Source organism: Erythrobacter sp., assembly GCF_036351135.1.
In the GTDB taxonomy this organism is placed as follows: Bacteria; Pseudomonadota; Alphaproteobacteria; order Sphingomonadales; family Sphingomonadaceae; genus Erythrobacter.
Map to the genome: position 1 here is coordinate 299,733 of NZ_JAZBON010000027.1, position 12,259 is coordinate 311,991.

Sequence of the window (12,259 nt, forward strand, 5' to 3'; positions counted from 1 at the left end):
TTCCGATCATGTTACTGAACGCCTCCAGGAAGACCCCCGCCGAGCCTTCGGCGGTCAGCGTGCCGTTTCGTACGGTGCTGATGTCGATGGTCGTCCTGTGGGGAACCTATTTCCTGCTGGTGACCGCGCGCGGCGTGGTGCTCGAGCTCGACATGCAGGCGGAGATGGCCGCGCGCCGGCTGCTCGTCACCATTGCCGGGATCGGGCTGACGATCGTGCTGTGGGCGATGCTCCGGCTGGTCGATCGCCAGGCATTGTGGATCAAGATCGGGGCGGCCAGCCTGTTCGCGATCCCCGTCGCCATCGCCATCGGGCAGATCAACTATGTCGCCTTCGAGGACATCCTCAAGGAGATCGAGATGCGCTTCGTCGAGGAACGCGGCTTGCGCTTCGACGACGAGGGCAATCTCCTTTACGATCTGCCCGCCGGCATCGCCGTCGATGCGATCCCCGCCGATGAGCGGGCAACCTTCAAGAATTCCGAGTCGCTCATCATCGCGTCCGCCGAACAGACGCAGGATCCCTGGCGCCGGGTGCTCGAGATCGCGCTGGGGCGCTATTTTCTGCTACTTGCCTGGGCCTCGACCTATTTCGCGCTCCTTGCCGGGCATCAGGCACGTGCGGCCGAGCGGCGCGAGCAGCAATTCCGCTCCGCCGCTAAGGCTGCCGAGCTGAGATCGCTGCGCTACCAGGTCAACCCGCATTTCCTGTTCAACACGCTGAATTCGCTGTCCGCCCTCGTCATGACCGGCAAGGCGGCGCGCGCGGAAAAGATGATCCAGACCATAAGCCGGTTCTATCGCCACAGTCTCGCCGACGATCCGACCAACGACGTGGCTCTGAAGGACGAATTCGATCTTCAGAAACTCTATCTCGACATCGAAGCGGTGCGTTTTCCCGATCGGTTGAAATGCGTGTTCGACCTGCCCGAAGACCTTGAAAATGCGCGCATTCCGGGCATGATCCTGCAGCCTCTGGTCGAAAATTCTGTGAAATACGCCGTTTCCGCGGTCGCCCGTCCGGTGACAATCACGCTGGCCGCGCATGAGGAATTCGACCGGCTGGTGGTCACCGTCAGCGACGACGGCCCCGGCGTGCCCGATGGAATGCCGCATGGTTTCGGCATCGGCCTTGCCAATGTGCGCGACCGTCTCGAGGCGCGGTTCGGATCGGATATCGCTTTCACCTCGACGCCGATCCCGGGCGGCTATCGCACGCAGCTGCGCATCCCGCTGTCCTTGCCGAGAAAGAGGTAGGAACATCATGGCCGAAGCCGAAAGTGCGAGCGATCCCCTGCGCACCCTGATCGTCGACGACGAGCCGCTTGCAGTCGAGCGGATCCAGGTGATCTGCGCCGAGATGCCCTCGATCCGCGTCGTCGGCACCGCCAGCGACGGGGCAGCGGCGCTGCGCCTGATCGAAAAGCTCGCGCCCGACCTCGTCCTGCTCGACATGACCATGCCCGAGCTCGACGGGCTGGGCGTTGCGCGCCGATTGAGCGAGAACGAGGGCGCGCCGGCGGTCATCTTCGTCACCGCGCACGATCATTTCGCCGTTGAGGCCTTCGATCTCGAGGCGGTGGACTACGTCCTGAAGCCGGTCGCACCCGATCGGCTCGAGCGCGCAATCGAGCGCGCACTCGCCCGGCGCGGCGAGCGCAAGGCGAGCGCCAGCCAGTGGCTCGAGGAATTGTGGGTGCCGCACCGCTCCGAATTGCTGCGCATCGCGGTCAGCCAGGTGCACCGGATCGATGCCGAGCGCGATTATGTCCGGCTGCATGTCGGCGACGCGAGCGATGAGGAAGACGCTGGGCGCTCCTACCTCCTGCTCCAGACGATCGCCGGTCTCGAAGAGCGGCTCGATCCGGCCGAATTCATCCGCATTCACCGCTCGACGATCCTGCGGCGTGACAATATTCGCGGGCTGCGGCACGACGGGCTGGGCGTATGGTCGGCGGAATTGCAAAATGGGGACGCGCTGCGCATCGGGCGAACCTATCTCGCCAAGGTCAAGGCGATGGCCGGGCGCTGATTCTGCCCGGCTCTGTCACATCGCCAGTCAAAAAGGCGGCCCGGACCCCGGGACTGAGTAGGGTCCGAGCCGCAGCGCCTGCGCTCCAGTGAAAAGCGCAGAACCTCTGGTCGCGCGGAAGTTCAGCCGCCGCGTTTTTCTTTCGCGATCATGGCAGCCACCTGGCGCTTGGCGCTGCTGCGCGCATCGGCGAGACAGGCAGAGATTTCGGGTGACTTGATCCGCGTCCCCGTACGCACTTCGTCCGCGCCGCACACATCGCGCGCCGCCGAATTGATGCGGTATTCGAGCGCCTTTTGGCCCGCTGCCGTATCGAGGTTGAGGTCGGCATATTCGATCGACTTCGAAACGGGCACCGTGTTGTCGGCGAGGGCCGCTCCGGCCGTGAGCGTGAGGGCGGCTCCGGCCGCGAGAATTGCAAGGGTCTTCATCATCTTTCTCCATCCTAGAGCAAGGGGGGCGGAGTTCGATCGGGGGCGTTCGAACGGGGGATGCCGCCTCTCCTTGCTGTCATGAAGAAATAGGCGAAGGCTGAAGGCGGGTCATGCGATGCTCGACCAAGGGGCGTTTTCATGTCGATTGGCGGCGGGCAAAATGACCGATGACATTTGTAGTCCGACGAACCGCCTATTTGCCCGGACCAGCGATTTCGCCATAATGTCATGCATGAGCGTGAGCCTGATCGTCGTCTTCTGTCTCGGTATCGCGAATTTCGCGCTTCATGCCGCCGTCCTGGGGAGCGGGCATCCGATGCTGGCGGCGATGCCGGGCTTCATGCGCGCGCTCGGCGGGCGATCGACGATGGTCGCGGAGTTTTTCCTGCTGCTCACAGCGATGCTGCTGGTGGCCCATGGCTGGGCAGGGCTCGTGTGGGCCTATGCCGTCTATAGCGCGCTCAACGCCGTTTCCGCTTGGGCGATCCTGTCGCGGCGGATATGACGGGCCTATTTTCCGGCTTGTCACGCCGACCTTGCCGCGCTTTGGGGCTCGGGCGATGACGACCCGGCTGTTCCATATCAGCGACGTGCACTTCGGCGTCGAGGACGAGCGCGCGCTTGCCGCGCTGGCCGCAGCGGTGGATCGCGAGACGCCGGACGCGTTGGTGTGTACCGGCGATCTGACGCAGCGCGCGACCCATGCGCAATTCGACGCCGCGGCGCGCTGGTTTTCCGACATCGGCGTGCCGGTCATCCTGCAGGCGGGCAATCACGACATGCCCTATTATAACCTCGCCGAGAGGTTTGCCGATCCCTATCGCCGTTACCGCACCCTTCGCGAAAAGGTGCCGGGCGAACTTGCCTCGCGCGACGTCGTTTTCGTGCCGCTTAAATCGACCGTGCGTGCGCAGCCGCGCTTCCCCTGGTCGGACGGGATCGTCACGCGAAAAGCCCTGGCAGAAACGCTTGCGGCGCTGGAAGACTTGCCAGCGGACGATCGCACCGTGATCGTCACCGCGCATCATCCGCTGCTCGGCCCCGAGGGTCCAAAGTCCAACCCGACGATCGGGGGCGAGCGGGCTTTTGCCGCGCTTGCGGCAAGTCGGGCCGACGCGATCCTGTCGGGCCATGTGCATACGCCGTTTGACGAGGTTCGCGAGCGGGGCGGGAACAGCTTGCGCACAATTGGCGCCGGGACGTTGTCGACGCGTTTGCGCCACGGGGCGCCGCCGTCCTACTGGACGCTGACCTGCGAACCCGGCGGTCGGATCGATGCGCAATTGCGCAAACTGGCCCCCGCGTGAACTGGCCCCCGCCTCCGCTTGATCGCCGGTACTCTCGTTAACGTGCGTCCCGGTACATTTACCTTTCTCTGAGGTTTGTTCGGTAACGTTTTGTTGGCGATAAATTGCGGCCGTGCGCCGCGTCGCAGCGGCGCGTGGTCAATCGGTTGGAGGGCAGGCGATGGAATTGATGAAAGCCATGGTGCTGGGCGCGATCCTCACCGGCTGCGTCGCGCTCGTCATCGGCTCGCAAGGGTCGAGCGGCGGACAGTTGCACATTCACCTGATGGCGGTCGGACCGCATGCGCTGTATTGGTCATGGCCGCTGTTCCTCGCGGGAACCGGACTTGGCTGGGCGTTGCTGCTGCTTCAGAGATAGGGCGGGTGCCACGCGGCCCCGGCGAGACGCGGGCTGCCGAAAACCAACGCAAAAAAAGGGCGGCTTCCCCCGCACGGGATGCCGCCCATCATTAACGCGCCATGCGTTCCGCGGGAGCTTAGCGCTTCGAGAACTGGAAGCTGCGACGGGCTTTGGCGCGGCCGTATTTCTTGCGCTCTACCACGCGGCTGTCGCGGGTGAGGAAGCCGGCCGCCTTGACCGTGCTGCGCAACTCGGGTTCGTATTTCGTCAGCGCCTGGCTGATGCCGTGCTTCACCGCACCTGCCTGGCCCGAAAGGCCGCCGCCCTTGACGGTGACGACGACGTCGTACTGGCCCGAGCGATCAGTGATGCCGAAGGGCTGATTGATGATCAGGCGCAGCGTCGGACGCGCGAAATAGACTTCCTGATCTTTGCCGTTGACAGTGATCTTGCCGCTGCCTGGCCGCAGCCAGACACGCGCGGTCGCATCCTTGCGGCGACCGGTGGCATAGGCGCGGCCCTGCCCGTCGAGCTCCTGCTCGCGCAGCGGCGCGGCGGGGTTCTGGGCGATTTCGGCAGCATCCGCCTCGGGCGCGTCGCCGGCGATGTCCTTGAGATCGGAGAGATCGGACACTTTGTCCTTGGTGGCAGTGTCCTGCGCGTTATCCTGAGCGGTGTCAGCCATCAGACGGTGACCTTGTTCTTGCGGTTCATGGAAGCGACGTCGAGCACCTGCGGGTCCTGCCCGTCATGCGGATGCTCGGTGCCGTTGTAGAGATGAAGCGCCTTCATCTGCGCACGGCCGAGCGGCCCGCGCGGAATCATTCGCTCGACCGCCTTTTCCAGCACGCGCTCGGGAAAGCGGCCCTCGAGCACCTTGGCCGGGGTCGTTTCCTTGATGCCGCCGACCCAGCCCGTATGCTTGTAATAGGTCTTGGTCTCGGCCTTGTTGCCGGTGAACTTCACCTTGTCGGCATTGATGACGATCACGTGATCGCCGCAATCGACATGCGGGGTGTAGGTCGGCTTGTTCTTGCCGCGCAGAATGCTGGCGATGATCGCGGCGAGACGGCCCACGACGAGTCCGTCTGCATCGATCAGGTGCCAGTTCTTTTCGACCTCGGCCGGTTTTACCGCCCGGGTCTGCTTGCTGAGCGCCTTCATGGCTGATGCGTCCTTCGATTGATTCGGTGAAATTTCGTGTCGCCGACCGCTCATTCGCGACGACGAAGAGCCGCGCATTTGTCGATCTTGCTTGCGAAAGTCAAGCAATTGTGGGCCTTGCCGAGGAGGTAAAATAATACCTCGAAGCGCGTTCGGGCGTGCGCGGGGCGTTACTGTGCGCCCTGATCCAGCGTTTGCGATAGCCAGCCAAGCGTGGCCGGATGTGCGCTGTCGCATCTCCACCCGAGCACCGCCGGCGTGTCGTAAGGATGCAGCTCGCCCAGTCTTTGCGTGAGTCGATCGAGCCGATCGGCGGTCGACTTGAAGAGGACGCCGACCTCCTCGCCGCGTTCGATCGCGTCCTCCCATTCGTAAACCGATTGCATGGCGGGAAGGATGTTCGCGCAGGCGATCAGCCGTTCGCCGAGCAATTGCGCGGCGCAGTCTTGCGCGGCTTCGATATCGGGGAAGGGGCACCAGACCAGCGCCGCGCCTTGGCTCATGCTACGGCGGCCGCGCGAACCGCATTCTGGCGGGCGGTGCCGTCGCTATGCATCGCCCGCGCGGTCGCGGCCACCAGCAGCGCGCCGGTCAGCTGGTGCGCCGCGGCGATCCAGAGCGACACCTCGCTCAGCACCGTCGCAATTCCCAGCAGCACCATCAATCCGAAGGCGCTGTGGACCGCGATCGAAGCGAAGCGATCCTCGCGGCGGACCCGGCGCGCCAGCACGATCAGCGCCGCTACCGCGATCCAGGCCCACCAGCGGTGAAGGAAATGAAGCAGGTAGGGGTCGTAGGCCAGCGCCTGGAAAAAACTGCCCGTGAACTGCCAGTCGGGCACGAGCTTTCCATTCATTAGCGGCCAGTCATAGGCGGCGTGACCGGCATTGAGGCCCGCCACCCAGGCGCCGAGTAGTAATTGCACGAACAGCACGACGCCGACGATTGCCGAAAGGCCGGTCAGAGGCGCGGCGCCGGCGCCCGGATCGCTCGCAATCCGCCGCATGTCGCGCGCGGTCCAGACCAGAAGGCCAATCAGGAGCAGCGCCGTCAGCAGATGCAGCGACAGGCGGAAATGGCTCACATCGGTCATATCGCCGACCAGACCCGACTGCACCATCAGCCAGCCGAACAGCCCCTGCAATCCGCCGAGCGCAAGCAGCCCGATCAGTCGCGGCTTGAAGCCGGAAGGGATGGCTCCGCGCCACCAGAACCACGCCAGCGGCGCCGCGTAGAGCACGCCGACGCAGCGGGCGAGCAGACGATGGAACCACTCCCAGAAATAGATGAACTGGAAATCGGCCAGCGTCATGCCGGCGAGGCCCGCTTCGAGACGATATTCCGGCGTCGCACGATATTTCGCGAATTCCGCCTGCCAAGCCTCGGTCGAAAGCGGAGGCAAAATGCCGGTCGCCAGCTCCCATTCGGTGATCGACAGACCGCTTTCCGTCAGCCGCGTAATGCCGCCGACAAGTACGATCAGAACCACGAAACCCGCAACCCATTCGAGCCAGCGCGCGATTGTCAGCGGCTGCGCTCGTGGTGCGGTCGCATCTGTCGCAGCGCCAGGCGCGGCGGGGCGGAGGGGGGCGGCGGTGTCCACGGCGAAAGCTTAAATGCGGTGCACCCGGCGGGGTTGCAAGAGCATTTGCCGCGGCGCTTGGACAGGGAGGCGTCACCGCGTCCTTATTTTTTCGCCTGAAGCAGGAACGGGCTTGCCTGATGATACATTGTAACATATATGGCCGATCCGAACATGCAGAGCGATCTTTCTTCCCCCGCCGCGAATCGCAGGCTGCTCGACCGTGTCGGAATTGGCATTGCCGGGTTTTGCGCCCTGCATTGCTTCGCGACCATCGTCCTCGTTTCAGGGCTGGGCGTGGGTGGACATTTCCTGCTCGAGCCGGCGATACACGAAACCGGGCTGGTTCTGGCGACGCTGATCGCGACTGCGGCGATCGGCTGGGGCATTTTGCGGCATCGCCGCGTCGAGCCGTTGATTGTGGCCGCCGCAGGTCTCGCGCTAATGGTTAGCGCGTTGTTCTCCCCGCATGGCAATGGCGAGCTGCTCTTGACCATAGCAGGCGTGGCGCTGGTGGCGCTGGGCCATGCGTTGAATCTGCGCGGCACGGCACGCCTTTCGCGCTGATCCTTTTACCGCCCGCCGCCTGCGGGCTGCGAAAGCAAGACGTCATGCTTGCACGTCGCCGCGCGCAAAGTATGGCATGGGGGGCATGAGCGAAACACGGTCGATCACTCTCAACGGCGCGCCGCACGACACCGCGGCTCCCACGATTGCAGCGCTGGTGCGTGAGATCGGCCTCGCGCCCGAAAAGGTCGCAGTCGAGCGCAACGGAGAGATCTGTCCGCGCTCGCAGCTCGGCGAAATGGCGTTGCAGGCGGGCGACCGGTTGGAGATCGTCCATTTCGTCGGCGGCGGAGAAGGGTCGGAAGGCGACAGTTGGAGCGTCGCAGGGCGCACCTTCACCTCGCGGCTGATCGTCGGCACGGGCAAATACAAGGATTTCGAGCAGAACGCCGCCGCGCTCGAGGCGAGCGGAGCCGAGATCGTCACCGTCGCGGTGCGGCGGGTCAATGTCAGCGATCCGGGGGCGCCGATGCTGACCGACTACATCGATCCCAAGAAGGTCACCTACCTTCCCAACACCGCAGGCTGCTTCACCGGCGAGGACGCAGTGCGCACGCTGCGGCTGGCGCGCGAGGCAGGCGGCTGGGATCTCGTCAAGCTCGAAGTGCTCGGCGAAGCGCGCACCCTCTACCCCGACATGCGCGAGACGTTGAAGGCGACCGAAGTGCTGGCGAAGGAGGGCTTCCTCCCGATGGTCTATTGCGCCGACGATCCGATCGCGGCGAAGCAGCTCGAGGAGGCGGGCGCGGTCGCGATCATGCCGCTCGGCGCGCCGATCGGATCGGGGCTCGGCATTCAGAACCAGGTGACGATTCGCCTGATCGTCGAAGGCGCGAATGTGCCGGTGCTGGTCGACGCCGGCGTCGGCACGGCAAGCGATGCGGCGGTCGGGATGGAGTTGGGCTGCGACGGGATCCTCATGAATACCGCGATTGCCGAGGCCAAAGACCCCGTCCGCATGGCCCATGCGATGAAGCTCGCGGTCGAGGCCGGCCGCGAAGCCTATCTCGCCGGGCGCATGGGCCGGCGCAAATACGCCGATCCGAGCTCCCCGCTCGCCGGCCTTATCTAAGCGCGCAGCGCCGCCAGATCGTCGGCGCCATCTGTTACCCGGCTGACTCGCGCGCGGGCCCCGCGGCAATTTTCCAGGCCCCGCTTACGGCTTGTTAACCACGTGGCGCCACTGTCGCTAACGCAACAGGGAGACCGGCGTGACACTGGCAAGCACTTCGATGGCAAGCATCGGCGAGATGCGCGAATTCGCGAGCTTCGCAGCTTGCGAGCAGCGGTACATCAAGCGCAGCCTCGATATCGGCCTCGCCCGCTGCGATGCCTTTCGGCTATGGGGCCGAAGCGAGGCGGAGAACACCGCGATCCGCCGGCAATATGTCGCTTATCAGGACCTGAAGGTATTGCGCGGCACCATCCCAACCGAAGGCACGATCGGCGAGATCGAGCATTTCGTGGGCAAAATGATCCGGATCGCCGCCTTCGATCTCGAACAGGAACGCCTCGAAAGCTTTTCCGCCTTCCGCTTTCTCTACGAGCGGCTGCTGGGCGCCGAGGCGCGGCCCTACCTCCCCGCGATCTTCTGCGCCGCCGCCGCACTACCTCTGATCCGCCCGGCCCAGCGCAAGCTCCTCCTCCAATCGATCAGCGAAGCCGCGGCGACCGCCCCCGCATGGTCGCAGCGCGCGCCGCGTTTCTTCCCGGAATATGTCGAGGACGTAGAAGTGGCGTGACAGCGCCTGTTAGTTGCTCGGCTTGCAGATCGCTCCATCTGCGCAAATGGTGGTTACGGCGTCTATGTCGGCGTCGCCATCCTCGGTCGACCCGGAGTTTTCATAAACCACGCTGAAGTGTTCCGCCATCGTCGCCAGATCGTTCATTCCGGCAGTTTCGAGCAAAGCCTTGTCTTTCCACGAGGTTTGCCAGATCGTCGCTTCGTTGCCGAGGCGTTCAAGGAAATCCGGTGCCTCGACACCGTACCAGCGACTGAATTCCTCGCGGTCCGGGAAGACGAGCGCGACGCTCACGTCACTTGCCTGAGCCCCGTCGCGGCCGTGGTCCACCACCACGCGCGCAACTGACGAATAGCGCGACAGCGTATCGAGCAATGCGAGCGGATCGTCGAAGGCCCCGGTCTCGGCCTGCAGAGTGAGCACGACCGGTAGACTGGTTGAGGCCGATGCATTCGCTGCACTGTTTCGCAGCTGCGGGCTATCTCCGGAACCGCTCGAGGTGGCACATCCCGAGAAAGCAAGAATCAGCGTTGCAAGGGGGAGAGCTGTATTAAAATGATTGCGCTTTATCATGGGATAAGAGCGGCAAAGGTCAATGTGCCGTTTCAAATCAAACCAATGTTAGGGAACCGATCAATCGGACTCATGACCGTACGCTGCCCATTGGGCTTGCAGCGGGTTGAGCTTCCGCCCCGAAAATATTCAGGCACTATAAGCTGCCACTTGGGCGTTAAAGTTGGCCAGAATAACTTGCATCGTCACGGTATGATGCGCGCCAGCCGAAGACAAAATGCGCCATGAGCCACGCGGCCAGCGCGCCTGCAACCTGAGCGGCGATAAAGCCCGGTGCGTTGGCAGGGGCAATCCCGCTGAAGGTGTCGGTGAAACTGCGCCCGAGCGTCACCGCCGGATTGGCGAAGCTCGTCGATGCGGTGAACCAGTAACCCGCGCTGATAACCAGCGCGACTGCGGCCGGCACGGCATCGGGGCGCGAGCGTAAGGTGCCAAGGATCGTCATCACCAATGCGAAGGTCGCGATCCCCCGGACAGCCATCGCGCCATGCCGGTGCGTTCGCGTGCGAGTTGTCGGGCGATAACGGGTGTCATCCCCTGTAAAGCCTGTCGAGCCGCTGCTGATAGCGGTCGCGGATCTTGTGGCGGCGGATCTTCATACTGGGGGTCATTTCCTCGTTCTCGATCGCGAAGGCTTCGTCGGCGAAGGCGAACCGGCGGACCTTCTCGATCACCGACAGCTCCGCATTCGTGCGATCGACCGCGGCGCGCACGGCGTTGCGGAAGGCGGGGAGATCCTGCAGCGCCTTCATGTCGAATTTCTCGTGATTCGCGCGCGCCCATTCGAGCGCCCACTCAGCATCGGGTACGATCAGGCCGACGACATAGGGGCGATTGTCGCCGCTCACCATCGCCTGCGCGATCTCGGGCTGCAGCGTCAGCATGCCCTCGATCTTCTGCGGCGCGACATTGTCGCCCTTGTCGTTGACGATCATGTCCTTCTTGCGGTCGGTGATCTTGATCCGGCCCGCATCGTCGATGAGGCCGATATCGCCGGTATGCAGCCAGCCGTCCTGGATGGTCCGCTCTGTCTCCGCTTCGTTACGCCAATAGCCGTGCATGACGAGCTCGCCCGCGCACAGGATTTCGCCATCCTCGGCGATGCGCACATCGACCCCGCGCAGCGGCGGTCCGACCGTGTCCATCTTGAGCCCGACTTTAGGCCGGTTGCAGCTGATGACCGGGCCGGCTTCGGTCTGGCCGTAGCCCTGTAGCATCGTGAGCCCCATCGCCTGGAAGAAGTTGCCGACTTCGGGATTGAGCGGTGCGCCGCCCGACACCATCGCCTTCATCCGCCCGCCGAACCTGGCGCGGATCTTGGGGCGCAGGGTGCGCTCGATTAGCATGTCGAGCGGTCGGTCGCGCGTGCGGATGCGTCCGTCGCGCGAATTCTCGCTGATCCTCAAGGCATTATCCATCAGGAAATTCGGCAGTTTACCCTGCTTCTCCACCTGTTTGATGATGCGCGTGCGCAGCACTTCGAACAGGCGCGGGACGACCACCATGAAGGTCGGGCGCACCTCTTCGATATTGGATCCGAGCTTTTCGAGCCCCTCGGAATAGAAAATCTCCGCCCCCACCGCGATTGGCAGATACTGCCCGCCCGTATGTTCGTAGGCGTGGCTCAATGGCAGGAAGGACAGGAAGCGTTCGTCGCCGAGGCCGAAATCGTTGATGAGGATTTCCGCAGCCCCGGCCGCGTTGCACAGGATCATGCCGTGATGCTGCATCACGCCGCGCGGCGCGCCGCCGGTACCGCTCGTATAGATCAAACAGGCGGTGTCGCCGCGGTCGATCCCGGCGATGCGCGCTTCCACGGCAGCGCGCGCGGCCGGGGGATCGCCGGCGATTAGATCGTCCCAGGCGTGATATTCGAAACTGCCCGATTGCTGGCGATGCAGATCCTCGATGCCGATCACGTAATCGACATTGCCGGTCCGTCCGATCGCACCGACCAGGGGTTTCAGCAGCTTTTCGTTCGAAACGATGACTGCGCGCGCGCCTGAATTGTCGAGGATATGTGCGTGATCGCGTTCGGTATTCGTGATGTAGGTCGGCACCGTGATGCAGCCCGCCGCCATGATCGCGAGGTCGACGATGCACCATTCGGGGCGGTTCTCCGAGATTAGGGCGACCCTGTCCCCTTCGCTGAGGCCGATATGGCGCAGGCTTTCGGCGAGCAGGCAGACCTGATCGGCAACCTCGCGCCAGCTCTGGGTGCGCCATTCGCCGTCCGCCTTGCGGCCGAGAAACGGCGCTTCGCCCTTCTCCTCTGCCCGCTTGAGGAACAACTCTACGAGATTTTGCGCGCGGTCGATATCCTGCAGCATCGAATCGTCCATCGGATTGACCACCGGCCGCGTTTTTGGGGGCGTCGTGGGGGCGTGCATCGTCACAAACTCCTCTTCCCGCCCGCGTCGGGGCGCGGTTATACCATCCACCGGGTCAGCCCCGCGCGATGGCTCGCGCGCTTCTTGTGATGGCGCGCTGTGGTATCAATGCCGTAGCGGCAGGCGATG

At 64.0% G+C, this 12,259-nt stretch carries 16 protein-coding genes; 8 read left to right on the plus strand and 8 right to left on the minus strand.

Annotated features, from left to right (window positions below):
- The first annotated feature begins 8 nt into the window (after positions 1–8).
- Both V2I30_RS11075 and V2I30_RS11080 read left to right on the plus strand, forming a co-directional pair.
- Positions 9–1,256, plus strand: coding sequence for a sensor histidine kinase (locus V2I30_RS11075; protein WP_330662216.1), 1,248 nt, complete (start codon positions 9–11; stop codon positions 1,254–1,256).
- 7 nt (positions 1,257–1,263) lie between these two features.
- Positions 1,264–2,031 carry a LytR/AlgR family response regulator transcription factor gene (locus tag V2I30_RS11080; protein ID WP_330662217.1) on the plus strand — a complete coding sequence of 256 codons (768 nt, stop codon included), beginning with the start codon at positions 1,264–1,266 and terminating at the stop codon, positions 2,029–2,031.
- Between the two features lie 122 nt (positions 2,032–2,153).
- Here V2I30_RS11080 and V2I30_RS11085 read toward each other — a convergent pair whose 3' ends face one another.
- Positions 2,154–2,462, minus strand: a complete 309-nt coding sequence (locus V2I30_RS11085) for a UrcA family protein (RefSeq protein ID WP_330662218.1) — start codon at positions 2,460–2,462, stop codon at positions 2,154–2,156.
- Positions 2,463–2,688: 226 nt separating this feature from the next.
- On the opposite strand from V2I30_RS11085, the gene V2I30_RS11090 reads away from it, so the two are divergent.
- From V2I30_RS11090 to V2I30_RS11100, 3 genes are all read left to right on the plus strand, one after another.
- The gene (locus tag V2I30_RS11090) at positions 2,689–2,970 is read left to right on the plus strand and encodes a hypothetical protein (RefSeq protein ID WP_330662219.1); all 282 of its coding nucleotides are present in this window, start codon (positions 2,689–2,691) and stop codon (positions 2,968–2,970) included.
- 55 nt (positions 2,971–3,025) lie between these two features.
- On the plus strand, positions 3,026–3,772 hold the full coding sequence (locus tag V2I30_RS11095; RefSeq protein ID WP_330662220.1) for a metallophosphoesterase family protein: 747 nt from the start codon (positions 3,026–3,028) through the stop codon (positions 3,770–3,772).
- A 160-nt stretch (positions 3,773–3,932) separates the two neighbouring features.
- Positions 3,933–4,130 (plus strand): hypothetical protein, encoded by a 198-nt coding sequence (locus V2I30_RS11100; protein ID WP_330662221.1) that lies wholly within the window; start codon positions 3,933–3,935, stop codon positions 4,128–4,130.
- A gap of 118 nt (positions 4,131–4,248) precedes the next feature.
- On the opposite strand, the gene rpsI is transcribed toward V2I30_RS11100, so the two are convergent.
- The 4 genes from rpsI to V2I30_RS11120 form a co-directional block, all read right to left on the minus strand.
- Entirely contained in the window at positions 4,249–4,797 is a 549-nt protein-coding gene (rpsI, locus tag V2I30_RS11105) for a 30S ribosomal protein S9 (RefSeq protein WP_330662222.1), read from the minus strand.
- Complete coding sequence (gene rplM / locus V2I30_RS11110) at positions 4,797–5,276, minus strand: 50S ribosomal protein L13 (RefSeq protein ID WP_330662223.1); 480 nt, start codon at positions 5,274–5,276, stop codon at positions 4,797–4,799. Before rplM ends, rpsI begins: the two co-directional genes overlap by 1 nt.
- 170 nt (positions 5,277–5,446) lie before the next feature.
- Positions 5,447–5,779 (minus strand): divalent-cation tolerance protein CutA, encoded by a 333-nt coding sequence (gene cutA / locus V2I30_RS11115; protein ID WP_330662224.1) that lies wholly within the window; start codon positions 5,777–5,779, stop codon positions 5,447–5,449.
- On the minus strand, positions 5,776–6,804 hold the full coding sequence (locus V2I30_RS11120; protein ID WP_330662369.1) for a COX15/CtaA family protein: 1,029 nt from the start codon (positions 6,802–6,804) through the stop codon (positions 5,776–5,778). Before V2I30_RS11120 ends, cutA begins: the two co-directional genes overlap by 4 nt.
- Positions 6,805–7,017: 213 nt before the next feature.
- Here V2I30_RS11120 and V2I30_RS11125 point away from each other — a divergent pair, with 213 nt between their 5' ends.
- The 3 genes from V2I30_RS11125 to V2I30_RS11135 all read left to right on the plus strand — a co-directional run bounded on the left by V2I30_RS11125 (position 7,018) and on the right by V2I30_RS11135 (position 9,167).
- Entirely contained in the window at positions 7,018–7,425 is a 408-nt protein-coding gene (locus V2I30_RS11125) for a MerC domain-containing protein (RefSeq protein WP_330662225.1), read from the plus strand.
- Positions 7,426–7,510: 85 nt separating this feature from the next.
- The gene (thiS, locus tag V2I30_RS11130) at positions 7,511–8,497 is read left to right on the plus strand and encodes a sulfur carrier protein ThiS (protein WP_330662226.1); all 987 of its coding nucleotides are present in this window, start codon (positions 7,511–7,513) and stop codon (positions 8,495–8,497) included.
- A 160-nt stretch (positions 8,498–8,657) separates the two neighbouring features.
- Entirely contained in the window at positions 8,658–9,167 is a 510-nt protein-coding gene (locus V2I30_RS11135) for a hypothetical protein (RefSeq protein ID WP_330662370.1), read from the plus strand.
- A gap of 9 nt (positions 9,168–9,176) precedes the next feature.
- Here the strand turns inward: V2I30_RS11135 and V2I30_RS11140 are convergent, their stop codons facing one another.
- The 3 genes from V2I30_RS11140 to V2I30_RS11150 all read right to left on the minus strand — a co-directional run bounded on the left by V2I30_RS11140 (position 9,177) and on the right by V2I30_RS11150 (position 12,070).
- Entirely contained in the window at positions 9,177–9,740 is a 564-nt protein-coding gene (locus V2I30_RS11140) for a hypothetical protein (RefSeq protein WP_330662227.1), read from the minus strand.
- Between the two features lie 157 nt (positions 9,741–9,897).
- Positions 9,898–10,221 (minus strand): hypothetical protein, encoded by a 324-nt coding sequence (locus V2I30_RS11145; protein ID WP_330662228.1) that lies wholly within the window; start codon positions 10,219–10,221, stop codon positions 9,898–9,900.
- 49 nt (positions 10,222–10,270) lie between these two features.
- On the minus strand, positions 10,271–12,070 hold the full coding sequence (locus V2I30_RS11150; RefSeq protein ID WP_442896932.1) for an AMP-dependent synthetase/ligase: 1,800 nt from the start codon (positions 12,068–12,070) through the stop codon (positions 10,271–10,273).
- Between the last annotated feature and the right edge of the window lie 189 nt (positions 12,071–12,259).